This is a genomic window from Enterococcus sp. AZ011 (assembly GCF_050548355.1).
GTDB classification, from domain to species: Bacteria; Bacillota; Bacilli; order Lactobacillales; family Enterococcaceae; genus Enterococcus; species Enterococcus faecalis.
The window spans coordinates 2,295,155-2,318,865 of sequence record NZ_CP172959.1; the positions used below are offsets into that span (position 1 = coordinate 2,295,155).

The following is a 23,711-nucleotide window of genomic DNA, read 5'->3' on the forward strand; positions in this document are numbered from 1 at the left end:
GACCACGGACTCAAAAAAGTATTTCGAGATTTAGTTTACAAAAATATTATAACAGAAATGAGGAGTTTTCAAATGAAAAAAATGTATTTGTTAAGCATAACATTAATATCTCTTGGTATTTTAGCAGGTTGTTCTAATAATGATTCTACTAAAGTGCAAAAACTAGAAACAACTATTTCTAGTCTAAAAAAAGAAAATGATTCTTTAAAAACAGGAAATACTGATGAAAATAAAAAAAGCCAGGAATCCAAAGTAGATTCCAAACAAAAAAAGGAAGAAAAAAAATATGGTTTAAATGAAGACGTTGATCTATATTCAAATTCTAAAAAAGTTGGAAAAATTAAACTTACGAAAGTTTCTACTAATCAATCTGCATTTCCAGATTATATGATTAATCTAGAAGATTATGATACTAGCAAAATGATGGCAGTGACTTTTGATTATACCAATATTGCTATGGAAGAACCCTTTTTACCCCACTCTAATTATTTCCAAGCATATTCTAAGGATGGAAAAGCTTTACAATCATTTAATCAGCAAAATGGTCAAGATTATGTTTCTCAAGGTAGAACTGGAACATCTACAATTTACTTTGGGATACCAGTTGATGGCAATAGTTTTGACGAAGTGGAACTAGACCTTGTACCTACTGGCTCAGCAAAAATTGCGACATTTGATATAGCAGTTGGTCATTGATTAATAGCATATATGGAATATACACAAAAATGTCTAAGGAGCCTAACATTCTTTCAAGAAAGAATGTTAGGCTCCTTTTATTCAGACAATTTCAGCCACTCCTTGTGATTGCAATAGGACATAGTTTTTACAAAGACAAAATGATAAAGCAAACCGTAAGCTAGCCCCAACATATTTAACAAAATTCTTAAGTAAAGACTTGTTTCTAGCCCAAATATCATAGAAGCTGCCATGATAGCACCAACACAATTAAAAATCGTTTTACTTTTATAAGATGTGCATAAGCCTAAACAAAGTCCTCCTAAAATACCAAGTAGGTTCGTTGGTATATAAAATAACAAGATAGCCGATACTAGAGAACCAATAACGACCCCTATTATTCGTTCTTTTGCTCGTTCAGACAATTTAAACGTCTCATACCCAGAAAATAATGACGAACTAGCAAATGTTGCCCACATAAAGCGGTCAATCTGAAGGTGCGTTCCTATAAAAAGTAATAAGCTAATGCCTAAAGCGTAATAACCAAACCAAATATTTCTTTGATTAAAAAAACCATTTTCTGTAACCATCTGTATAAAAGTAATCTCTTGATCCAACTTTTTATGTTTCACATGATAAACAAAAGCTAAAAGTAAATAGGCAAACACTAATACAAAGAAAGTTTGTTCTAATTGCTGAAACGATTGATAGTGAACCGTGCCAACTAAATATAAGTAGGAGAACGTATACAAGCCCGGATTACCCATTTTAGGGTTTTTACCAGTTAAGAAAAACAATGCCAGCAAGCAGATAAAATGAAGACCCCATTGTAAAAATGATACAGAAATCAGTGAAATTAGTGGACTAACACCTAGAATTGTTAACACGATTCCTAAACTAAGCAAGGCCTGTTTTTCCCTGTAGCCATATGAGACGAAACGGATACTCAACAGCAAACAAAATAATACAATTGAAAAAGGCGCTACAGCTTTTCCAAAGAAAAAAGTAATTGTCGACACCCATAAAATCGCAAACGAAACTAATAAAATATCTCTTATTAACAAGGCGCGCCAAAAATATCTCCGCTGTTTTTTAGTGTCCGCTTGATGAATTTTTTGTTTTAAAATAAATGGATCTAACTGCAATAATTGATAAAAAGTCACCTAAAATCATCTCCTAAAAATCGACTCTTCTCAATTCATTATTCCAACTTTTCCTTCTATGAAATTATAAGAAAAGTAGTTGTGACGAACATTTTACTACAACTTTTTTTCTGAATCAATACATGCTTTATTTCTTAATTCAATACCTCTCCCGATACGATTTGCTTACTTCATAAAAAATAAGCCTAGAAAAAATCAAAACGATTAATTCTAGACTCAAACTTAAATAACTGTTGAACAAAAGCTAGCGCTTTTTTACATAAACTTTTCCAACAGATCCATTTCTTTTTCTAATTCTTTTTCATCATACTTACCAGCTTCGTGTGCAATTTTTTTAATCTCATGAATGGCTTTTTTTTCAACAATCCATTTCTTCATACTATGTTTTTTTGTATCCTCATCTAGCGAGTCCAACTCTTCTAAACTTGCATCCAATTTGTTCAAAACGTCGGCAATTTTTGCTAATGCTTGCGCTTCTTTTTCTTCATAGTTTGACATAATAGACACCTCTTCTTAAGTATTTTTCTACTTTAAGTGTACGTCTCTGTCGTTTTATTTGCAACTAATAACTCAACTGCTTCTCGGTACGGAGGATAAGGGATTCGAACCCTTGCACGATGTTACTCGCCTAACGGTTTTCGAGACCGTCCCCTTCAGCCAAACTTGGGTAATCCTCCCTCTACATTCCATCTACAAATGAACATGTAATGAATCAATAGATAAAAAGCCTAGACCCTTACACAACAAGGATTCTAGGCTCTGTCTAACTAAATTATTTAGTTTCACGGTGTAAAGTAACTTTTCTTTCACGTGGGCAATATTTTTGTTTTTCTAAACGATCAGGATTGTTACGTTTATTTTTATTTGTTAAGTAGTTACGTTCTTTACAAGAAGTACACTCTAAAGTAATGTTTACGCGCATGTTTTCCCCTCCTACTAATAATTGATCTTTCCAAGAGATTTCTTAGACTTGAATATCATACCATTTTTTTTGTCATTTGACTACCCTTTTGGGCAAATTTGTAAAGTAGTTCTACTTTACAAATTTTATTTTTTGTACATTTCCATATACGCTTCTAAAACTTCTTTGGCAATCGTTTGATTTGGTTTGGAAGATTCATCATTTAAGTGTGGTAAAACAACGCTAATTGCAATTTCAGGATTTTCGTACGGCGCATAAGCCACCAAGTTACTATTAACCGTTGTATGGTTTACTCCATTAGCATCTGTTGCTTGCGTTTCGGCGGTCCCTGTTTTAGCAGCAATCGAAAACTTGTCTGATTTTAAACCACGTGCAGTTGTAAAAGGACTAGTTCCATTTACTACATTATAGAAACCTTGTTGAAGAATTCCTATCTGGTCTTCAGAAATATTCACCTTATTCAAAACTTTTGGTTCAATTTCTTTTAAAATTTTTCCTAAAGCTCCATTTTCATCATTGCCATAGATTCCTTCTACCACATGGGGTTGCACGCGGATACCATTATTTGCGACAGTGGAAACGTACTGTGCTAATTGTAACGCGCTATAGGTATCATATTGCCCAAAAGATAGGTCAAGAAGATTACCACCTTGTGGCGCAGAAGACGAATCCTTAAAGTCCTTGTTTTGAATTCCTGTTGTTTCTCCTGGTATATCAATTCCAGTTTTCGTTCCCATACCATATTCTGCAAAAGCTTTTCTTAATTCTTTAAAGACAGTGTCATCTCCTACTTCATAAGGGAAAATCATATTGGGATAATAATTCACACCCATCATTTTAAAGACTAATTTCATCATATAAGCATTCGAAGAATATTCTAACGCTTGCTCCGCAGTTAATTGCATGGTTGTTCCGCCAGAAGCATTCCACCAAGAAGCTTTTGGATTACTACCTGCTAGTAAAATAGCTTCATCTGTTAAAACGTCATTGCCTTTAATGACGCCTGTTTCATAACCAGCTGTTAAAGTACCTGCTTTCACAACTGATCCAGGAACTTCAGAATTCAAAATAGGTGCTAAAGGATTAGGTGTGACTTCTCCAGTTGCTAAATCATGATGAAATCCGGACATCGCTAAAATAGCACCTGTTTGAGGGTTCATAGCAACGACATATGCATTTTCTGAGTATGGTCCAATGGTTTTGACTATTTGTGAATAGTTTCGTTGTAAAATTTCATCAACTTTGTTTTGGAAATTTGAATCAATCGTTAATTTTAAGTTGGAGCCTTTTTCCCCTTTGGAAATTGGGGTTTGTGAAACAATCTTTCCGTTATTGTCTAAAACGACTTCTGATTTTGCTTTTTTACCTTGTAGTACGTCTTCATATTGTTTTTCTAAATAGCTAGTCCCGACACGGTCATTTCGTGCATAGCCTTTTTTCAAATATTCATCGACTTCTTCGGCTGGCAATCCTTGTTTTTCAGTTGAAACGGTGCCCAACAGGCTACGTAATGCGCCACTTTGAGAATAATCACGCGTCCAATCAGTCCCTGTTGAAACACCAGATATTTCCGCTGTGTGTTCACCAATTGTCGCAATTTCACCTTCTGTTACCCCTTCATTCTTGATGAAGACCGTGTTCATTTGTGACGCTGCATTCATTCGTTTAAAAATCGTCACTGCTTGTAAGGTTCGGTCATCAAATGCAATTTCTTCAGGGGTGACTTTTTCAACTGCTTTGGCATATAATGTGCCTTCGTCCGTAATTTTGTTGCCTTTTTCATCTTCTTTATCTTGATCGGTTAAACGGCCTTGGGCTGCTTTTAAATTTTCAGGATTCGCTAACCAATAATCTTTTTTATCACGATCCGTTAAGTTTGGATCAACTGGAACGTTAATAAGTTCGTTAACTTTATTCGCAATCGGTAAAATATCTTTTCCTTCAATATTTTTTCCTCGTGTGTAAGTGATTGCTAAATTGGCTTTGTTAGAAACCAAGACTTTTCCTTGTGAATCATAAATTTGTCCTCGAGGGGATGGTGTCGTGATTTGTAGTGAAGAATTGGCAGTGATTTTTTTGTTAAACTCTTCTCCTTCTACAATCTGTAAATATCCTAAACGGACAATTAATGAAACAAATAAAGTGAATATCACAAAAAATAATAAGTTCAATCGAAAAGGAATATGTGGCTTTCTACCTCGTTGACTCTTTGCTGCGGCATCTGTTTTTTTTATTTTATCTATAAATGAGTTTTTCTTCATACCTCTAGTCCCTTCACTAAAAAGTTTCGCATTCTCATTGTAACAAAAAATAGTCAAAAAATCAGGATTATTCCCAGCTCTAAGGAAATATTTAATTATTTTGTTGTTGAAAAAAGTCAAAAGGACTTCTGAATTCAGAAGTCCTTTTGACTTTTTCTCTTTTTTTAACGGCTGTAATTGTGAACTTCAGCAGCCATGCTGTCAATGAAAATTGATAAATCTTCGACAGACGTTTCTTTGCTTCCATAACGACGGACGTTCACCGTTGCGTCTTCCATTTCTTTGTCCCCGACCACTAATTGATAAGGTACTTTTTGTGTTTGAGAGGCCCGAATTTTGTAGCCCATTTTTTCGTTACGATCATCGACTTCAACACGTAAGCCTTGTGCTTGTAAACGTTCTTTGATTTCATAAGCATACTCAGAATGCGCTTCTACAGAAACTGGGATAATAGTTGCTTGAATTGGTGCTAACCAAGTAGGGAAAGCGCCTTTGTAAACTTCTGTTAAGTAAGCCACAAATCGTTCCATTGTTGAGACAATACCACGGTGGATAACAACTGGGCGATGTGTATTTTCACCATCTTCGCCAACATAAGTTAAGTCAAAACGTTCTGGTAATAAGAAGTCTAATTGGATGGTTGATAATGTTTCTTCCATTCCTAAAGCTGTTTTTACTTGAACATCTAACTTCGGACCGTAAAAGGCAGCTTCGCCTTCTGCTTCAAAGTAATCTAATTCTAATTCATCCATGGCAGCTTTTAACATCGCTTGCGCTTTTTCCCACATCGCATCATCATCAAAATATTTGTCTGTATTATTTGGATCACGATAGCTTAAGCGGAAACGATAATCCGTAATGTTAAAGTCAGCATAGACTGCCACCATTAACTCCAAAGTACGTTTAAATTCGTCTTTAATTTGGTCAGGACGAACAAAAGTATGTCCATCGTTTAAAGTCATTTCACGAACACGTTGTAACCCTGATAATGCGCCAGATTTTTCATAGCGGTGCATCATCCCTAATTCAGCGATTCGAATTGGCAATTCGCGGTAACTATGAATGTCATTTTTATAAACCATCATATGGTGTGGACAGTTCATTGGACGTAATACCAGCATTTCGCCATCGCCCATATCCATTGGTGGGAACATATCTTCATGGTAATGATCCCAGTGACCAGATGTTTTGTATAATTCCACATCTGCCATAATTGGTGTATACACATGTTGGTAACCTAAGCTAATTTCTTTGTCCACAATATAACGTTCAATTGTACGACGAATGGTTGCGCCTTTTGGTAACCAGAAAGGTAACCCTGAACCAACTTCTTGTGAAACCATAAATAAATCTAATTCTTTTCCTAATTTACGGTGGTCACGTTCTTTGGCTTCCTCGCGCATTTTGATAAACTCTTTTAAATCTTTTTTATCGAAAAAGGCAGTGCCGTAAATCCGTTGCATCATATGATTGTCAGAGTTTCCGCGCCAATAAGCACCAGCTACTGAAAGTAATTTAAAGACTTGAATCCGTCCTGTTGAAGGGACGTGAACACCACGACATAAATCAACAAAATCGCCTTGATCATAGACAGTGATGATTTCATCTTCTGGCAAATCTGTAATTAATTCAACTTTGTAAGGATCATCAGCAAATAATTCTAACGCTTCTGCACGTGAGATTTCTTTACGAACGATTGGGTTATTTTCCTTCACAATTTTCATCATTTCGGCTTCAATTGCAGGTAAATCTTCCGCTGTCACAGGGGATTCCCCATTATCTGTATCATAGTAGAACCCAGAATCAATCGCAGGACCTACGCCAAATTTAATGTTAGGGAAAAGACGGCGTAAGGCATTAGCCATTAAATGAGCTGCCGAGTGACGTAAAATTCCTAAAGCATCTTCATGATCAGGTGTCACGATTTCAAGCGAACCATCTTCTACAATAGGACGATCTAAATCGATTAAAACACCATTGAATTTACCAGCTAAAGCTTTTTTGGCTAAACTGTTGCTAATACTTTTAGCAACATCAAATGTTGTAATTCCAGAATCAAACGGTTTAACAGCGCCATCTGGAAAAGTAATGTGAATAGACATAATAAAATTCTCTCCTTTTAATTTTTTTGATTTGAAGCGTTTCATTGTGTTCCTGTTTTTCACAATGAAACGAAACAGCCACCTGTTCCCCTTGTTAAAAAACAAAAAGTCCTAGTATTCTAACGAATACTAGGACGAAAATATCGTGGTTCCACCTAATTTTGAACACAAATAATCTGTGTTCCTCTAGCGTGTTAACGGTGCGACCGCCTTTGTTTCAACAAAGGTTTCGAAAGTGGTCATCCCTTGTGCCAATCTGGAAAATTTTCAGCCAAGATTTTCCTCTCTAATAGATCGCGGGCAAGTTCAGTTGTCTTTCTCATCAATCATTTATGCACTTATTTAACCACTTATTTTCAGAAAAAGCAAGTGATTCAACAGAAATTCTCTGAAAACTTATTTTTTCCATTCGCCGCCTTGTGCATAGCGGTCTTTTTTCAATTCATTGACAATCACATGGATATTCTCTTTTGGTGCACCAGCGTTTTTTGACACAGCTTCTGTAATATCTTTGACCATATTAGTTAACTGTTCTTCTGTGCGGCCTTCAATTAATTCTACATGTACAAATGGCATCTTCGTTCCCCCAATTTAAATTGCTTGTTCTGTTTGTATCATAGAGCGGGATATGACGCTTGTCAATAAAAAATAGCCTATGTTCAGTAAAAGCTAAGATAGCTTTATTGATAAACAATTAATTATTATTTTCTGCTAAGTATTCTTCTAACGTTAGACTCGCTTTTTGAATCTCTAGTGCTGCTTTTTTACCCACATATCGATAATGCCAAGGTTCATAACTAACACCCGTAATTTCCACTTTGTCTGAAGGATAACGAAGAATAAATCCATATTTATAGGCGTTCTTTGCCAACCAAGCGTAGACTTCTTCGTCAGTAGATCGCTTACTTTGCGCATTTATATCCACTGCTAAACCTACTTCATGTTCACTAGTTCTCGGCACTGCTACCCAACTTTCAGCTGTTTCAATCGCTTCTTGTTCGCTGAATCCTTGATCTTGAAAAGCCTGTACTTTTTCTGCCATAATTTCTTTTTGCTCTTCATTTGTTCGATAACTAGAAGTGACTTCAAGATAGAAGCCTTGTCTTTTGGCATCTTTAAACATCCTGTTCAAAGCTGGATAAATTCGTTTATCCACTGCCTGTTTGTTAGGTAATTTTTTTAATTGGATTTGATAATCTTCAGGAATCTGATGCGTTTGATTTACTAATAATAATTTCCATGATTGATCGCCTTCTTCAGGAGAACTCATTTTTTCCTCTTCCTCTAAACTGAGGGCTTGCTCATTTCCTATTGAAACTATTTTTTTCTCAGCAACTTGTTTAACAGCCATGCCCACAATAAAAAGCCCTAAAATAGCGACACCAATTGTAACTTTAAATTTCATTTTTATTTCTCTCCTCTTTACTTACTTAACAAAATTAGTATAGCAAGCTAGTAAAAAGGAGCCTTCTTTTTTTTCGCAAGAATTTCTAACGATTTTCTTACAAAATCGATAAAGAAATCATAAAGGTAGTTTTTTCATTTTCGCTTTCAGCTGAAAGCACCCCGCCATGCAGCTCCACAATTTTTTTAGCAACCGCTAAACCTAGTCCTGCACCTCCTCGGTTTGTTTGACGGGCAGTATCTAATCGGAAAAATTGTTCAAAAATTCGGGCTAATTTTTCTGGTGGAACAGTAGGGCCATGATTTGTAAAATAAATATTTACTCGTTGATTTTCATTATCAACTTTAGTGGAAAGAGAGATGGTTGTTCCTGCATAGCTGTAGTTAATGGCATTTTGAACTAAGTTATCAAAAACTCTTTGCATTTTATCGACATCAAGATGAATAGACAAAGCCTCAGTAAAATCTGTTTCAATAGTTAACTGTTTTTGTTTCAACATAGGTAAAAATTCATAACTTACTTGATTTAACATACGATCCAAGCGAACACTCGTTGGTTCTAATTCAATATTCGAGAGATTAAATCGAGCTATTTCAAAAAATTCATTAATCAACTCTTCTAAATGCTCTGCTTTTTCTAATGAAATAGCTAAATATTTTTCTCGTAATTGCGTCGAAATTTCCAGTTCATCATGAAGAAGTGTTAAATAACCAATGACTGATGTTAAAGGCGTTTTTAAATCATGTGCTAAATAAACAATCAAATCATTCTTTCTTTGCTCAGCTTCCTTCGCTTGTTGCTGGCGTAAGTTAACTTCTTGACGGATTTGATTCAACTCTTTGTCAAACTCCATTAAATTTGCTGACAAGGCTATCGGTTCTTCGGAATTCTGATAGAGTTTCCCTGTTGCCTCCAATACTTCTGTTAATTGATTGATGCTTTGCAACCATATCCGAAAAAGAATGATTACTGAACCACCTAGAATTACTAAGCTAATTAAATAAACGTAGTTCTCCTCAATTCCTTTGGCTAAAAGGTAGAGTGGATCTTCCATGCCCCATCTACGTAATCCAAACAAAAAATTACTAAAAAAATACAAGACTGCTGATAACGCCAATATTCCCAAACTAAAAAACAAAAACTTTGTTAGTAGTTGTTTAATCATTCGTTCTTTAAATTGCTGTTTTCCTGTTTTTTTCTTTTCAGTCAATTTTATACCCCACTCCCCAAACAGTTTTAATAAACTTTGGCTTCCTTGGTGGTTCTTTTAATTTTTCCCTTAAACGGCCAATATGTGCCATCACGGTATTTCCATTGTTTTCCAAATATTTTTCACCCCAGATTTCTTCAAACAATATCTCTGCTGGGACTACTTCTCCCTGACGTTCTGCTAAATACCAAAGAATTGAAAATTCTAATGGCGTTAAAAATATATCCTCCCCGTATAGTTTACTTGTATGATGTATTTTATTTATCACCAAACCATGAATATCTATTTCTGTTCCTTCTGTTTCTTGTTGTAGACTCGCCTGTGAATTATATTTACGAAAACGTCTTAGTTGTGTTTTAATACGTGCGACTACTTCCAATGGATTAAATGGCTTTGTAATATAATCATCAGCGACTAAAGTTAGCCCAGTAATTTTATCAATGTCCTCAATTTTAGCGGTTAAAAGAATAATAGGGAAAAAATATTTTTCCCGTGCTTTTTTAACCATTTGAAAGCCATCAATATCTGGTAACATTACATCAAGTACCGCTAAATCGAACTGATTATTTGCCATTGATTCCAGAGCAGGTTTCCCTCGATAAAATTTTTCTACTTCATAACCGTCACTCGTTAAATATACTTCCAGCAAATCAGCTATTTCTTGTTCATCATCTACTAATAAAATTCTTTCTGCCATGGTTTTGCTCCTTGCTTGTCCATTTATAAATTATCTATTCAACTAAAACAGCACCAAAAAGACTGCTCATTTGCCCTTTTGGTGCTGTAAATAATCATTTATACTTCTTCGCCATAATCTACAGGTTTATCAAATTCACCTGGTGCATCATCATAGATATGTCCATAAATAATTACCGGCATTCCGTCATAGGATACATCAAAGATTTTTGAAACTTCTGTTCCTGGCGTATTGATACAGCCATTACTACCAGCATCGGTTTTAAAGGCTTCTTTATCGCCATACTTATCCAATTTATGGTCGGAGTCATGAATCCCAATTTGTGTGACAACGCCCCCTTGACTTACTAACGGCATCCAATATTTTACTGGCACACTGTATCGAGAACCATCAAGCATTTGACCTTCTAAATTCACATCGGTTGTCCGATATAAAATTGTATGGAATCCTGGTACTGTTGCGGTTCCTTTGTTATATCTGCCAGTAATGACATCTGTGGTGACTATTTTTTTGCCATCAATGAAACAATACATTTTTTGATCTTTTAAATCAATTTCAATGTAATTATTGGCAATTTTACTATTTTCTTTGGTATCGCCAACCAACGGAGCAGTGATTGCATTCGTTTGTTCTTGGCTATTCAGCGCGTTTACTAGTAGTTCTTGCGTTTTGGCCCCATCAATCGACCAGCCATAACTTCCATTGTTTTTAAAACGACGTGTCGTACCGTGAACATCTGTAAATAAAACTGGTTGATTAGCAGAACCATATGTTGTTTCTAATTGTGTCACCCAAGTAGTTAGTTTTTCTTTGTTGATTGTGCCATCAGCATTCAGCACGTTTTGAATTTGTGTTTTATCAAAGGCTACTTTTTCACCATTAATATCAACTGTAATTGTTTTATTTAACTTGTTATTGAGCGTTGTCAATGTTGCCTTTAACGTTTGATCCTCTTTTGTAATTTCAGGGGCTTTATAAAAATCTTTGGCATTGTATTGATAGTTGCCTTTTCCCGCTTCAACATCCGCAATAATCTGCTGATTTAAGCGCTGTGTGTCCACTACTGTACCTTGTTCTTCGGGAACAATTTCAAAAGTGCCATTGCCTCGACGGATACTCGCATTTTTGCTTGGTTTCCCCTCTGGAAAACTTAAAGTCGCTAATTTAGCTTCTAGTTCTTTTTTGAATGCCTCGTTTAACGGTAGCTTCACCTTGCTACTGTGTAAATGGTCTTTTAAAAATTTTTGATCCAATTGGTATTTTTTAGGAAGTTGAATTTTTTCTTCTTTTGTCCCCGTTTGAACCACAACTTCTTCGGTTTGATTAACTTGCGCTAATTTTTCTTCTGCAGCATTTACATTTAACCAGCCTACAGAAACTCCATTTACTTTTGTGGTTGGTAAAAAGTGACTTTGAAAATAAACATAGCTGCCCCCAGCAACCAGAGCTAGTCCAACCAAAGAAGTAATAATTACTTTCTTTTTATTATTTTTTCCTGATTTTTGACGACGTGTATTACGCATTTGCATTTCTTCTTTTTTCATTTGTTCATCCTTTATATCAATAATTTTAGGTTTATTTCTTAGAGACTAGGCAACAAACAACTGCGGTGATCTACAATCAAAAAAGGTTCCCTTTCTCTCGCAGATTAATTTTTTCAATTATACACTATTTTTACGTTGTTTTCAGCTTATTTTCCTTGTAAATCCTTTAATCTTAAAGAATTTGTATACTCTGTGACTTTTTTTGCTTCTTGTAAATGATACGTAAACTGGGCCATTTTAGCAAAATCCTGAGCGACGACGTCAAAAAAGGCTTGTGTCTTTATTAAGCTGTTCCAACAAGCTTCTTTACTAGAAAAATCCAGCAACGATGCTAATTGATCCATCGTGTCAGGAGTGACATAATTTTTCAGATACTTAAATTGTTTCCCAACAGAAATTGGCTCCGGTTCCTGCCAAGCCGCTTGCCAAGAAAGCAAGCGCAACAGTTCCTGCTGACAATATTCATAGAGATGTGTGACAGCGTAAAATAGTTCATTCCGACAAAGCCCCTTAACTACATACGTACTAACCCACCAAAATTCATTGCAACAATCGTTAAACTGCTGCTGATTCGGAACTGTTACTGTATAATTTTTATCAGATGCTACAGGTAAAGGCGGCAAACTTTCATCTTTGTCTAACAAGATAATTGCTAAAGAATCGCCTTCTTGCCAATTATCTTTTTCTGCGAGAGGACACAACGTTAAATCGATACGTTGGCCATCTTCAAATAACATTAAAAATGTTTCCCGCGTCTTCGGTTCTGTGGGAAATAAGGTCATTTCCTTGGGACGTTGCATAATTAATGGTTGACCAAATTTTGCTATCCACGTTGCTGTTTCAAAAAACTCAGCACATGGTTCTACAATATAAACAATGTCGAAATCTTGAAAACTATCTTTTGGCGCTTTCACATTCGTGCGAGAACCCACCATTCCCACGGCTCGAATGTGTTCTTCTTGTTTTGCTACATCCATAATAAGTTGAAACATTTCTTCTTCTGTACGCATTCACTCGCTCCCTCTCTTCAAAAGTTTCTATTAAAACATAGATTTTTTTATAAGTCTTTTGTTTTCTATCGCTTTTTCTATGGTACTTCGTATACACTAACATTACAAGGAGGGATGTTTCATGCATTGGTTAAAAATAACAAGTTTATCCATTGTCAGTTTTGGCTTTTGTATTCTTTTGATTTTAGGTCTACTTATTTTTACTGGCAAAAATACGCAACCCACCGATAAACCAGATGCTATTTTAATTTTAGGGGCCCGTGTTTTAGGGACGTCTAAAGAAACCGCACTGCCCAGCCGTGTTTTACAAGCTCGGTTAGATGTGGCTATCCCCTATATTAAACAACACCCCGAGACACCCGTTATTGTTAGCGGAGGGCAAGGAGCAGATGAGCCGGCTACGGAAGCCGCGGTTATGAAACAATACTTGCTAAATAAAGGTGTTCCAGAAAAACAGATTCTCTTAGAAAATCGTGCCACACGCACCAAAGAAAATATTGTCAATTCACAAAAACTCCTTTCTTTTAAACGGCTAGTGATTGTTACTAGTGACTTTCACATGTACCGCTCGCAACTTTTAGCCAAGCGAGCAGGCATCTCAAATGTTTCAGGCATCACTGCGGCTTCTTCTTTTCCAAAAGATATCAAAAATTTTGGTCGAGAGCTGCTTTCTTTAGGCTATGCCTTACTCTTTGATTGGTAAAAGAGCGTCCTTCGCAAGAGCATTTTGCGAAGGACGCTTTTATATTCTGTGGATTTGCTCACTTTTGTTCTCTTCTTCTTGTGTTTAAATTATAAAAATGATAACATATCTTTGTTAACGCTTACAAATAATATTTATTTTATAGGAGGAGAAAGTTATGGGGCATCAATTGAGCACTCATTTTTTTAACAAGAAAACAGGGATTATTTCAACTTTTTTAAGTTTGATCCTTTTAGTCGGTGGTTTACTGTTTGCACTACCTGCATTTGAAGTACAAGCAGCATCAACTGTTACACCTAAAACAGTCATGTATGTAGAAGTAAATAACCACGATTTTAACAATGTGGGAAAATATACTTTAGCTGGAACCAATCAACCTGCTTTTGATATGGGGATTATTTTTGCAGCCAATATTAATTATGATACGGTCAATAAAAAACCTTACTTATATCTAAATGAACGGGTCCAACAAACTTTAAACGAAGCTGAAACACAAATTCGTCCAGTTCAAGCACGCGGCACTAAAGTCCTATTGTCTATTTTAGGCAACCATGAAGGTGCTGGCTTTGCTAACTTCCCAACTTACGAAAGTGCGGATGCCTTTGCAGCTCAATTAGAACAAGTCGTTAATACGTATCATTTAGATGGTATTGATTTTGATGATGAGTATGCTGAATACGGAAAAAATGGGACGCCTCAACCAAATAATTCTTCGTTCATTTGGTTACTTCAAGCCTTAAGAAATCGCTTAGGCAATGATAAATTAATTACTTTTTATAATATCGGACCAGCGGCTGCGAACTCTTCAGCTAATCCTCAAATGAGTTCTTTAATTGATTATGCTTGGAACCCTTATTATAGTACCTGGAATCCGCCACAAATTGCGGGGATGCCTGCTTCTCGTTTAGGTGCTTCTGCCGTTGAAGTTGGTGTCAATCAAAATCTAGCTGCGCAATATGCTAAACGTACAAAAGCGGAGCAATATGGTATTTATCTAATGTATAACCTCCCAGGAAAAGATTCATCTGCATATATCTCGGCGGCGACACAAGAACTTTATGGTCGAAAAACGAACTATTCACCAACTGTTCCAACACCTTAATTATTATCTCGTGTCTACAAGCGCCAACATGTAATGAGTTAAAGAGGTCGGGACAGAAGCGTTTAACTCCGAGAAATAAGAAGGAATTTCCGAAAATTGTTCTATAACTTTTGGAGAATTTCGGCTTATTTCCGAAGGAGTTGCTTCTGTTCCCGCCGTTTATCAATTTTTAAGCCTAGGACAAAAATCCAAAGTGATTTTTGTCCTAGGCTCTTTTGGTATCTTGAGTGAATAGTTTTACACAAAAAAAGACCCGCCCTTTGGGTAAGGACGGGAAAGGAGTTAAAAATGAAAAAGTGTTTTGTGTTGTTAAGGTTGTTTGTTGATATGCTTATATCTTACAAACTAAATGTGAAGATTTTGTGATCATTTCATTCTTATTTTGCTACTTTTATAGGAATTAAATAGATTGCCACGAGACTATCTTTAGTTGCCTCGTGCATCCGTTATTCTGACTGCTCCTTGTGGTGATACTCTGTAAAAACCGACAGTTCCTGTCCCTCCATTTGCAACCATCTGTTTCGATTGGGCTCTAAAAAAGAAGTCATTTCCATTCATACCCAAAAATCCAAGGTTCGTATCATTATTTTCTGCATCAGTCAGTGTCTTTCTAATATATGTCTCTGCTTTTTCTTGTGTATCGATGATTTTTGCCTCTTCATTTTGGTCTTGATTTTCCTCTTCAGAAGAACGATAGTAATACTCTTCCGCAGGATAATTTCCACTATCTTGAGTAATTAACAATCGCGGTTTCGTCTTATCCGATTGGTCGCCGTTAGGATTTTCAACACCAATTTTATATAATAATAACGCAGCACCAGTAGGCCCCCACCTAATACTTAAGCTTGTAATTGGTCGCGACTCATCAGTAGGTGAATCCTTCGTAATCATTCCTCCGGTATTTGTACTACCATCAGGATGAATGATCAAACTCTCTCCTTTACCATTTTTCCATGTTCCAACTAAAGTAGTAAAATCGCCAGCATTAATCGCTGTAGTATCTAAATCAGCTACAGTTAGCTGACTGTTGTCTTCATCAGCTGTGGACTCTTCATTTTTCACTGATTCGTTAGACTCGACACTGCTGCTCGCTTGTTCGTTTGTCTTATCAATTGTTTCACTGGTTTTTTCATTCGTCTCTTCAACTTTAGAGGATGCCTCCGTTGAAGCGGTCACTTTCTTTTCTTTTGGTTCCCGACAAGCAGTTAATGATAAAACCGCTAGCCCGACAAAAAACGCTAACATTCCCTTTTTCACGCCTATTCACCCCGTTCAATGATCTATCTTACTAGACTATTGTACTATTAATTCAATTGTTTAGACAAATATTTATGGAACAGACAAAAGTTGAACCTGTCATTGAATGCTTTGTGTCACATGGACCTATCAATCAACTTTCTTTTTTCTATGTATTATATGAAAAAAAGTGAGCCATCAGTCAAAATGACCGATGGCTCACTTTCTAAATCTTAAAACAAACGAACAAATGGATTATTCAGGTAAATCTACATTATGATGAACTTTTTGAACATCTTCTAAATCTTCTAAAACGTCTAACATTTTTTCAAAGTTCGCTAAATCGTCGCCTTCTAATGTTACTTCGTTTTGTGGAACCATTTCTAACTCAGTAACCGTGAATTCTTCAATGCCTTTTTCTTTTAACGCTTCTTGTGCATGGTGGAAATCTTCTGGTTCTGTGTAAACGATAATTTGACCGTCTTCTTCAACAACATCGCGAACATCAATGTCTTTTTCCATTAAGTATTCTAAAATTTCATCCGCATCGTCACCAGCAAAGCCAATGATACCTGTATTATCAAACATGTAGGAAACAGCACCGCTGACACCCATGTTTCCGCCGTTTTTACCAAATGCGGCCCGCACATCTGCTGCTGTTCGGTTCACGTTGTTTGTTAAAGCATCAACAATGACCATTGAACCATTTGGCCCAAATCCTTCATAGCGTAATTCAGAATATTGTTCATCTGCTGAACCTTTTGCTTTTTCAATAGCGCGATCAATAATATGTTTTGGTACATTGTATGTTTTGGCGCGTTCGATTACAAACCGTAATTTTTGGTTTGCATGAGGATCAGGGTCTCCTGACTTCGCTGCTACGTAAATTTCAATCCCGAATTTTGCATAAACACGGCTATTGTTTGCGTCTTTGGCAGCTTTTTTCTCTTTAATATTTGCCCATTTACGGCCCATATTCTCACTTCGCTTTCTCTGATTTGTTGTTAGTATCTTATCCCTTGTTTATTATACTGGGGAAACTGATTTTTGTTAAGTATTTTTTAGGTATCTGGCGAAAATCGTAAGGGAAACCGACCAAAATTTTGTTCTTTTAAAGAAGAATCTCCCATCTGGTATAGTTGATTGGCGCGAATATCTAACGAAAGCATTGCGCGGTTTTCTTTAGATACTTTGGAAATTACCGGCAATTGAATCTGTGCTTTGGTTTCTTTTAGATAAGCTTGTCCCTTTGGCGTAAATCCTAGCACATGGAGATAGCTGTCTTGCCAAACAGTTTCAACTTCTTCTTTGGTCATATTTAACAATATATAGGTTGCTAATCGTTGCAATCTTGTCCAAGTATAACGCTTCGTTTTCATACGTTCCATTAATTCGTGAAAAGAACCTGCTGCTTGGATTTGATCTTTTAGTCGATATTCAAGTCCTTCCGTCATTTGGTAAATGGCTTGTAACTCTTCTAACGAGGATTGAACAATTTTATACTTTAGGAAGGGCCAATAATTTTCCCATGAAATCATTGTCTGTGTTTGTAAATGTTGTGCGGTTATAGAAGGAACCGTTGGCAGCACTTGCGTTATTTCTTGTTGAAAAACACTTTGCCTAATCGCCGTGGCGCTAGCAACTTTCCCAGAAATCGTTGCATCATGAAAGCCCGCTTGTTTTCTAGCAATTGGGTAGAGCGTCATCGGGGTTGGATACGTGGCATTTTCCTTTGCATAACTCATCCCCAAAATATGATTAGGTGAAGAAAAATCGAACCTGCTTTCAGGATATACTTGACGAAAAACAGCAGTCATTTTTTGTGGATAACTCAATTGTTTGTCTGTCAATGCGTGGAACGTTTGATCAATTAAGGATTGATTTTCTTGGACAAACTGGCCGAAAGCCGCATAATCAATTGCGCTTGTACTATCTGTTCCAAAACATAAGCTCTCACATTGCAACGCCTGCAATAACTTTATACCGCCTTTGGCAAAGTAATCCGCAGACTGTACCGACCAAGCTGTCGGCAATTCAATAACTAAATCCACACCATTTTGCAAAGCTTCTTCTGCTCTGGCCCACTTATCTAGTAAGGCTGGTTCTCCTCTTTGTAAAAAATTTCCACTCATTATAGCAATCACTACTTCAGCTCCGCTTTGTTGGCGAGCTTGTTGGGCATGATAGCGATGTCCATTATGAAAGGGATTATATTCCACGATAATGCCACAGGCTTTCACTCTAGCCACCTCCGTTATAAAAAAATGGACTTATCAGCAAAGAGACAAACGTTTTTAAGCGCTGTCCCAAGCTCATAAGCCAAATCTTATTAATCTCTTTGACAAACAAAGAACCAGCGTTCACTTGTTTCAGTTGGTGCTTCATCTGTAAAGTCTGCATAAACTTTGACATTCATGAAACCAGCACTTTCTAACATTCGTAAATAGTTATCTAACGAATAGGTTCGTTCTTGATGCAATTCATCATACCGAACAAAGTGCTCATCTGTTTCCTGTTCTTTCACAAAAAATGTTAAGAAATGTTCGATGCTGTGTTCTTTTTCACCAGCGTAACTATCCCATAGAAAAGCAAATTCTTCTGTTTGATAATGATAGCTATATTCTGGAAAAACTGAATCAATTTTGTAAGTAGAATGAACATCAAAAATGAACGTTCCTTCCTCTTCTAACGCTTGATAAACTTCATCGAACACTTGTTGTACTTCTTGGCGATTAGCCATATAGCACAGTGAATCAGAAAAACAAGTGATGGCTTGGTATTGTCCCACTTCAGATAAATCTAGCATATTTCCCTGAACAAATTGAACTGGCACTTCTTCTTCAAAGGCCCGTTCACTAGCAATCATCAACATTTCTTCTGATAAGTCTAAGGCCGTCACATCGTAACCACTTTTCGCAAAATCAACTGCTAAAGCGCCTGTACCACAAGCCATTTCAAGAATTTGTTGGGTTCCTTGTGGGAGATGACGATTGGAAAAATCCAACCATTTTTGGTATAGGCTTTCGTCCATCACTTCGTCATAGACGAAAGCAAACGTTTCATAGGCCATTTTAGTCGACCCAAGCGCTTAGATCAACCATTGGGGCATCTGACCATAATTTTTCTAAGTTGTAAAAGGCACGTTCTGAAGATTGGAATACATGGACAATAACATCGCCTAAATCGATTAAAATCCATTTTCCGCCTTCTTTACCTTCCACACGTTTGACTTCTACTTGATTTTTGGCTTCTTGTTCGTTAATTTCATCAACAATCGCATTGATTTGACGTTCACTATTGGCTTGGCAAATTAAAAAATAATCTGCTAATAATGAAATCTCTCTTACGTCTAATGCGACAATTTCTTCTGCTCGTTTTGAATCTGCTGCTTTGACAGCAATTTCTAAAATTTTCTGGCTATCTATGATAGTTCCCTCCTAGTAATTCTTTCTTCTTTTATTTTTGATTAACGACCCATTGATTGTAGGTCTCTAACGTTTTTGGATAAATTTTATGTTCTTGTTCAATCAAATGTAACAAGGTATGTTTCGTCTCATAAGCAACCGCTGCATCTAAGTCAACAAGGGCAATTTCACGGGCTTCTTTCACACCTGGAAAATCACGTCCTGGTTCAATGTAATCTGCGACATAAATAATTTTATCTAGCAAGCTCATCTTAGCAGCCCCAGTTGTATGCACACGAATTGCCTGCAAGATTTCTTCGTCATCAATGGCTAATTCCCGTTGAACAATATCCGCCCCAACTAAGCCATGCCAAATTTCATTGCCATAGTTTAATAAAGCCAAATCAAAACCATCTCGGCGAATAATCAACTCGAATTCATCGTTTGGACGTTCTTTGGCGTAATCATGCGTCAAAGCAGCAATACTTGCTTTGGCTTCATCGGCACCATATTTCGCTGCCAAGGCCACAGCTGTTTCCTCGACTCCTAACACATGGCGAAAGCGACGTTCACTCATTTGCATTTGAACTTTTTGCATTAATAATTCACGTTGTGCAGCATCATAATTTGTTATCCAGCTCATCTTGATACAGTCCCTTCTCTTGAATATAGTTTATCACATTCTCTGGAAGAAGATAGCGTGTTGAGCAACCACTTTTGACTTTTTGTCTAATCAAAGTGGAACTAATCGCCATCTGCGGAACATCGACCCAAATAATTGGATAGGTAGATTCCGTTGGATAATTAGGACGCCGAATGCCGACAAATTGAACTAAATGGAGTAAGTCATCAATCCGATGCCATTTGGGCAAGTATTCCACCATATCTCCACCAATTATAAAATAATAATCAGTATCTGGATTGGCTTCTTTTAAAGCTTTCATCGTATCATACGTGTAACTTTTGCCTTTGCGAATTAACTCAATTGGCTCAATATCTAAGCAGGGATTATCAGCCACTGCTAGTTCTAACATCGCTAACCGATGTTCACTGCTAATTGTTTTCTTTTCGTCTACATGTGGTGGTAAGTACGTAGGCATTAAGTAAACTTTGTCCAAACCTAGTTGATTTTGAACTTGATCGGCCATGACAAGATGTGCTAAATGAACGGGATTAAAATTACCACCTAACAAGCCGACTTGCTTTCTTGTTTGAAAACGTAACGGTTCCTCTTGCAAGAGAACGTCCGCTCCTTGACGCGCTTGTCTTTTTTCTCCCATTGTTCATCCCTCCAATATTAAATCTCTTTGACTGCTGCTGAAATTTTTTGATATTTTTCTTTACTTGATGGCTTGAATAAGACCAACACGCGACCAATAATTTGTACCACATCGCAATGAATGGCTGCTGTTAGTTCTTCTGCAACCTCTTCTGCTACTTCATCTGTATTTTGTAATAACGTAATTTTAATCAATTCACGTTTTTCCAACGCCTCATCAATTTGTGTAATCATTGCGTCATTCAAACCACCTTTGCCTACTTGAAAAATAGGTTGTAAATGGTGTGCCTGACTACGTAAATAACGTTTTTGTTTTCCTCTAAGTTTCAAATTGTTTGCCTTCTCTCTAAAATTTAAATTAATGCTTTTCTACGTAAAACATCGACACCTTTAGGCGCCCAACCAGCGACTACACCAGGTTCTGTGACAGTAATCCAACCTAGACCAGCAAACACAATATCCGTTTTTTCTTTCACGGAAAATTCAAAGCGCACTAATTCAGGAAACTCAGCGACTTCATCGGCACGTGGGGGCTGCAATAAGCCACCAACATGTTTTTCATAAAAAGCATCGGCGGTTGCTGTTTTTGTTCGGTGTAAATTTAAGTCATTGGAAACGTAGGCAATGAAGGAACTTTTAGCACCTTGGACATAATCAAAGCGAGCCAAGCCACCTAAAAACAAGGTTTGTTCAGCATTTAATTGGTAAACTTTCGGTTTGATTTCTTTTTGCGGTGCAATAATTTTCAAGTCTTTTTTACCTAGGTAATGTGCCATTTGATGACGGTGAATAATTCCCGGCGTATCGATTAAGAAGTGGCCATCGTCTAATGGAATTTCAATTTTATCTAGCGTTGTTCCAGGAAATTGTGATGTCGTAATCACATCTTGAACACCCACTGTTTGTTGAATGATTTGATTGATTAATGTTGATTTTCCAACATTGGTCACACCTACGACATAAACGTCTCGGTCTTCACGATATTTTTCGATCGTATCTAATAACTCTTGCATTTCTTGTGGTTTCTTGCCACTTGTTAGTAAAACATCAACAGGGCGTAATCCTGCTTCATGGGCCCGTTCTCTCATCCATTGAACCATTTTAGGTTTTTTTAATGATTTAGGCAAAATATCCACTTTATTGCCAACTAACAACACAGGATTATCTCCGATAAAACGATGTAGTCCTGGAATAAGAGAGCCATTAAAGTCAAAAATATCCACTACATTCACAATCAGTGCATCTTCTGTTCCTAAACCATTCAATAAACGTAAAAAGTCATCATCTGTTAATTGGACATCTTGAATGTCATTATAATGTCTTAAGCGAAAACAACGTTGGCAATAAACTTCCCCTGTTTCCATTCCTTTTTCGAAAGCTGTTTTTGGTGTATAGCCTAATTCATGAGGATTTTCCGTTTGGATAATCGCACCACAGCCAATACAATGAATTGCCTCTGTCATTCTAATCCGCCTCTCCATGTCATTTCTGGATGTTTTTTTGATAAGTATTTCATAATTTTCCGTTCAAAGAACCGATTGATTCTAGTATTCCAGCCATCTGTATCGACAATCGGTTGAACTAAAACATTGCGAATACCCGCTGCGTTAGCTCCCCGAATATCTGTCATAATCTGATCGCCGACCATTAACATTTCAGATGGCTTCAAGCCTAATTTTTTTTCTGCTAATTTGAAGCCACGTGCGGTTGGTTTCAAGGCACGTGCTACATAATCTAAGTCAAACTTTTCAACAACGCGTTTAATCCGGCTGTCTTTGTTGTTTGAAACAACGAGGACAGTAATTCCTGCATTTTTCATTTCTAATAACCAAGTTTTTAATTCTTCTGTTCCATCGGGATTATTCCAAGCAATTAAAGTATTATCTAAGTCAGTTAGTACTGCCTTAATCCCCAGTTTTTTTAATTGTGCGGGGGTAATTTTATAAATCGCATCAATCATCCATGTCGGTTTATATTTTGAAAACATCGTGACTCCTCTCACTGACACTATGTAGTTTCTTCGATTTTAAGAGACTGAAACATAACTAAACAATTATGCTTCAGTCTCTACCTATTGTATTATACTGCATTTTACTGAAAATTTCTATAAAGGACGGTCGTTCCTTGTAAAAGAACAAGTAAAATAAAAGAAAAAATAAAAAAAGCCACCCATCAACCCCTGAAAAGTTCGTTGATGAGTAGTAACTTCTAATATTTGCGAAAACGTTGGTATCTTTTTTCTAGTAACGTTTCCGTATCTAATTTAGCTAATTCAGTTAATTTTGAAATGAACGCTTTTTGTAACATGCGATTAATTTTTGCTTGTTCCAGAGGCTGACCGTTCATAACTTCCGGAATTACTTTATCTACAATAGCTAATTCCTTCAGCTCTGTCGCTGTGATTTTCATCAATTCTGCTGCTTCTTTCGCACGACTGCCGTCTTTCCACAAAATAGAGGCGAAACCTTCTGGCGAAAGAACCGCATAAATCGTGTGTTCCAACATCCAAACTTCATCTGCGACTGCTAAAGCTAAAGCACCGCCACTGCCGCCCTCACCAATGATGACTGAGATGATTGGCACTTTCAAATCAGACATTTCTAACAAGTTTTGCGCAATGGCTTCCCCTTCTCCTCGCTCTTCGGCACCAATTCCACAATAGGCACCAGCAGTGTTCACAAAGGTAATGACTGGGCGGTTAAATTTTTCCGCTTGTTTCATTAAACGTAACGCTTTGCGATACCCTTCAGGATTAGGTGAACCAAAATTACGTTCAATATTTTCTGGTAGATTTCGACCTTTTTGGATACCTACCACTGTAACTGGTTTCCCTTGCAAAGTAGCAACACCACCGACTACAGCTAAATCATCGGCAAAGTAACGATCCCCATGAAATTCTAAAAAGTCCTCAAAAATGGCTTCTATATATTCTAAAGTTGTCAAACGATCTTGGGCTCTTGCCAAGGTAACAACATCATTGGCTGTTTTCTTTTCCATG

General features: G+C 36.8%; 25 protein-coding genes and 1 tRNA gene. 3 read left to right on the plus strand and 23 right to left on the minus strand.

The features are described 5' to 3' along the window. Positions 1–72 precede the first annotated feature (72 nt). Entirely contained in the window at positions 73–696 is a 624-nt protein-coding gene (locus IGL36_RS11030; RefSeq protein ID WP_010708907.1) for a hypothetical protein, read from the plus strand. Positions 697–773: 77 nt separating this feature from the next. Here the strand turns inward: IGL36_RS11030 and IGL36_RS11035 are convergent, their stop codons facing one another. From IGL36_RS11035 to IGL36_RS11090, 12 genes are all read right to left on the minus strand, one after another. After that, complete coding sequence (locus IGL36_RS11035; protein ID WP_002397480.1) at positions 774–1,838, minus strand: FUSC family protein; 1,065 nt, start codon at positions 1,836–1,838, stop codon at positions 774–776. A 255-nt stretch (positions 1,839–2,093) separates the two neighbouring features. After that, complete coding sequence (locus IGL36_RS11040; RefSeq protein WP_002397481.1) at positions 2,094–2,336, minus strand: hypothetical protein; 243 nt, start codon at positions 2,334–2,336, stop codon at positions 2,094–2,096. An 89-nt stretch (positions 2,337–2,425) separates the two neighbouring features. Further along, positions 2,426–2,515, minus strand: a tRNA-Ser gene (locus IGL36_RS11045). Positions 2,516–2,610: 95 nt separating this feature from the next. Further along, positions 2,611–2,760 (minus strand): 50S ribosomal protein L33, encoded by a 150-nt coding sequence (rpmG, locus tag IGL36_RS11050; protein ID WP_002356321.1) that lies wholly within the window; start codon positions 2,758–2,760, stop codon positions 2,611–2,613. Between the two features lie 125 nt (positions 2,761–2,885). Further along, positions 2,886–5,021: a peptidoglycan D,D-transpeptidase FtsI family protein gene (locus IGL36_RS11055; RefSeq protein ID WP_002362471.1), complete on the minus strand. Its 2,136-nt coding sequence runs from the start codon at positions 5,019–5,021 to the stop codon at positions 2,886–2,888. A gap of 164 nt (positions 5,022–5,185) precedes the next feature. Next, positions 5,186–7,123 (minus strand): threonine--tRNA ligase, encoded by a 1,938-nt coding sequence (gene thrS, locus IGL36_RS11060; RefSeq protein WP_002381388.1) that lies wholly within the window; start codon positions 7,121–7,123, stop codon positions 5,186–5,188. Between the two features lie 396 nt (positions 7,124–7,519). Further along, the gene (locus tag IGL36_RS11065; RefSeq protein ID WP_002356318.1) at positions 7,520–7,699 is read right to left on the minus strand and encodes a 2-hydroxymuconate tautomerase; all 180 of its coding nucleotides are present in this window, start codon (positions 7,697–7,699) and stop codon (positions 7,520–7,522) included. A 118-nt stretch (positions 7,700–7,817) separates the two neighbouring features. After that, complete coding sequence (locus IGL36_RS11070) at positions 7,818–8,528, minus strand: M15 family metallopeptidase (RefSeq protein ID WP_002356314.1); 711 nt, start codon at positions 8,526–8,528, stop codon at positions 7,818–7,820. A 97-nt stretch (positions 8,529–8,625) separates the two neighbouring features. Continuing rightward, positions 8,626–9,738 carry a sensor histidine kinase gene (locus IGL36_RS11075; RefSeq protein ID WP_002365141.1) on the minus strand — a complete coding sequence of 371 codons (1,113 nt, stop codon included), beginning with the start codon at positions 9,736–9,738 and terminating at the stop codon, positions 8,626–8,628. Continuing rightward, entirely contained in the window at positions 9,731–10,435 is a 705-nt protein-coding gene (vanR, locus tag IGL36_RS11080; RefSeq protein WP_430609053.1) for a VanR-ABDEGLN family response regulator transcription factor, read from the minus strand. The genes IGL36_RS11075 and vanR overlap by 8 nt, the downstream gene beginning before the upstream one ends. 98 nt (positions 10,436–10,533) lie before the next feature. Beyond that, positions 10,534–11,979: a L,D-transpeptidase family protein gene (locus IGL36_RS11085; RefSeq protein ID WP_002397485.1), complete on the minus strand. Its 1,446-nt coding sequence runs from the start codon at positions 11,977–11,979 to the stop codon at positions 10,534–10,536. A 146-nt stretch (positions 11,980–12,125) separates the two neighbouring features. Continuing rightward, a complete protein-coding gene (locus IGL36_RS11090; protein WP_002397486.1) occupies positions 12,126–12,989 on the minus strand; it encodes an aminoglycoside 6-adenylyltransferase in 864 nt (287 codons plus the stop codon). A 121-nt stretch (positions 12,990–13,110) separates the two neighbouring features. Between IGL36_RS11090 and IGL36_RS11095 the strand changes: the two genes are divergently transcribed. Further along, positions 13,111–13,692: a YdcF family protein gene (locus IGL36_RS11095; protein WP_002359392.1), complete on the plus strand. Its 582-nt coding sequence runs from the start codon at positions 13,111–13,113 to the stop codon at positions 13,690–13,692. 157 nt (positions 13,693–13,849) lie between these two features. After that, positions 13,850–14,794, plus strand: a complete 945-nt coding sequence (locus IGL36_RS11100) for an endo-beta-N-acetylglucosaminidase (protein WP_002382461.1) — start codon at positions 13,850–13,852, stop codon at positions 14,792–14,794. A 426-nt stretch (positions 14,795–15,220) separates the two neighbouring features. Here IGL36_RS11100 and IGL36_RS11105 read toward each other — a convergent pair whose 3' ends face one another. The 11 genes from IGL36_RS11105 to IGL36_RS11155 form a co-directional block, all read right to left on the minus strand. Further along, positions 15,221–16,051, minus strand: a complete 831-nt coding sequence (locus IGL36_RS11105; RefSeq protein WP_002397487.1) for a DUF6287 domain-containing protein — start codon at positions 16,049–16,051, stop codon at positions 15,221–15,223. A 234-nt stretch (positions 16,052–16,285) separates the two neighbouring features. Beyond that, the gene (locus IGL36_RS11110; RefSeq protein WP_002356305.1) at positions 16,286–17,005 is read right to left on the minus strand and encodes a YebC/PmpR family DNA-binding transcriptional regulator; all 720 of its coding nucleotides are present in this window, start codon (positions 17,003–17,005) and stop codon (positions 16,286–16,288) included. Positions 17,006–17,091: 86 nt separating this feature from the next. Next, a complete protein-coding gene (locus tag IGL36_RS11115; protein WP_002356304.1) occupies positions 17,092–18,279 on the minus strand; it encodes a nucleotidyltransferase in 1,188 nt (395 codons plus the stop codon). An 80-nt stretch (positions 18,280–18,359) separates the two neighbouring features. Continuing rightward, entirely contained in the window at positions 18,360–19,100 is a 741-nt protein-coding gene (locus IGL36_RS11120; protein WP_002356302.1) for a class I SAM-dependent DNA methyltransferase, read from the minus strand. Position 19,101: 1 nt separating this feature from the next. Continuing rightward, positions 19,102–19,440, minus strand: a complete 339-nt coding sequence (gene rsfS / locus IGL36_RS11125) for a ribosome silencing factor (protein ID WP_033072556.1) — start codon at positions 19,438–19,440, stop codon at positions 19,102–19,104. A gap of 46 nt (positions 19,441–19,486) precedes the next feature. Next, positions 19,487–20,077 carry a bis(5'-nucleosyl)-tetraphosphatase (symmetrical) YqeK gene (yqeK, locus tag IGL36_RS11130; RefSeq protein WP_002356300.1) on the minus strand — a complete coding sequence of 197 codons (591 nt, stop codon included), beginning with the start codon at positions 20,075–20,077 and terminating at the stop codon, positions 19,487–19,489. Beyond that, complete coding sequence (locus IGL36_RS11135) at positions 20,055–20,714, minus strand: nicotinate-nucleotide adenylyltransferase (RefSeq protein WP_002365150.1); 660 nt, start codon at positions 20,712–20,714, stop codon at positions 20,055–20,057. Before IGL36_RS11135 ends, yqeK begins: the two co-directional genes overlap by 23 nt. 17 nt (positions 20,715–20,731) lie before the next feature. Beyond that, entirely contained in the window at positions 20,732–21,043 is a 312-nt protein-coding gene (gene yhbY / locus IGL36_RS11140) for a ribosome assembly RNA-binding protein YhbY (protein ID WP_002356298.1), read from the minus strand. 23 nt (positions 21,044–21,066) lie between these two features. Next, entirely contained in the window at positions 21,067–22,176 is a 1,110-nt protein-coding gene (gene yqeH / locus IGL36_RS11145; protein WP_002397488.1) for a ribosome biogenesis GTPase YqeH, read from the minus strand. Further along, entirely contained in the window at positions 22,173–22,700 is a 528-nt protein-coding gene (locus IGL36_RS11150; protein ID WP_002356296.1) for a YqeG family HAD IIIA-type phosphatase, read from the minus strand. The genes yqeH and IGL36_RS11150 overlap by 4 nt, the downstream gene beginning before the upstream one ends. A gap of 221 nt (positions 22,701–22,921) precedes the next feature. Continuing rightward, positions 22,922–23,710, minus strand: coding sequence for an acetyl-CoA carboxylase carboxyl transferase subunit alpha (locus IGL36_RS11155; RefSeq protein WP_002362363.1), 789 nt, complete (start codon positions 23,708–23,710; stop codon positions 22,922–22,924). Position 23,711: the final 1 nt, after the last annotated feature.

Coding starts and splice junctions, on each gene's coding strand:
- yqeH (WP_002397488.1), bottom strand. CDS start 22,176: ATGACAGAGGCAATTCATTGTATTGGCTGTGGTGCGATTATCCAAACG.
- IGL36_RS11040 (WP_002397481.1), bottom strand. CDS start 2,336: ATGTCAAACTATGAAGAAAAAGAAGCGCAAGCATTAGCAAAAATTGCC.
- IGL36_RS11120 (WP_002356302.1), bottom strand. CDS start 19,100: ATGGCCTATGAAACGTTTGCTTTCGTCTATGACGAAGTGATGGACGAA.
- IGL36_RS11030 (WP_010708907.1), top strand. CDS start 73: ATGAAAAAAATGTATTTGTTAAGCATAACATTAATATCTCTTGGTATT.
- IGL36_RS11055 (WP_002362471.1), bottom strand. CDS start 5,021: ATGAAGAAAAACTCATTTATAGATAAAATAAAAAAAACAGATGCCGCA.
- IGL36_RS11110 (WP_002356305.1), bottom strand. CDS start 17,005: ATGGGCCGTAAATGGGCAAATATTAAAGAGAAAAAAGCTGCCAAAGAC.
- IGL36_RS11095 (WP_002359392.1), top strand. CDS start 13,111: ATGCATTGGTTAAAAATAACAAGTTTATCCATTGTCAGTTTTGGCTTT.
- thrS (WP_002381388.1), bottom strand. CDS start 7,123: ATGTCTATTCACATTACTTTTCCAGATGGCGCTGTTAAACCGTTTGAT.
- IGL36_RS11155 (WP_002362363.1), bottom strand. CDS start 23,710: ATGGAAAAGAAAACAGCCAATGATGTTGTTACCTTGGCAAGAGCCCAA.
- yqeK (WP_002356300.1), bottom strand. CDS start 20,077: ATGAGCTGGATAACAAATTATGATGCTGCACAACGTGAATTATTAATG.
- vanR (WP_430609053.1), bottom strand. CDS start 10,435: ATGGCAGAAAGAATTTTATTAGTAGATGATGAACAAGAAATAGCTGAT.
- IGL36_RS11135 (WP_002365150.1), bottom strand. CDS start 20,714: ATGGGAGAAAAAAGACAAGCGCGTCAAGGAGCGGACGTTCTCTTGCAA.
- IGL36_RS11150 (WP_002356296.1), bottom strand. CDS start 22,700: ATGTTTTCAAAATATAAACCGACATGGATGATTGATGCGATTTATAAA.
- IGL36_RS11065 (WP_002356318.1), bottom strand. CDS start 7,699: ATGCCATTTGTACATGTAGAATTAATTGAAGGCCGCACAGAAGAACAG.
- rpmG (WP_002356321.1), bottom strand. CDS start 2,760: ATGCGCGTAAACATTACTTTAGAGTGTACTTCTTGTAAAGAACGTAAC.
- IGL36_RS11070 (WP_002356314.1), bottom strand. CDS start 8,528: ATGAAATTTAAAGTTACAATTGGTGTCGCTATTTTAGGGCTTTTTATT.
- IGL36_RS11090 (WP_002397486.1), bottom strand. CDS start 12,989: ATGCGTACAGAAGAAGAAATGTTTCAACTTATTATGGATGTAGCAAAA.
- IGL36_RS11085 (WP_002397485.1), bottom strand. CDS start 11,979: ATGAAAAAAGAAGAAATGCAAATGCGTAATACACGTCGTCAAAAATCA.
- IGL36_RS11100 (WP_002382461.1), top strand. CDS start 13,850: ATGGGGCATCAATTGAGCACTCATTTTTTTAACAAGAAAACAGGGATT.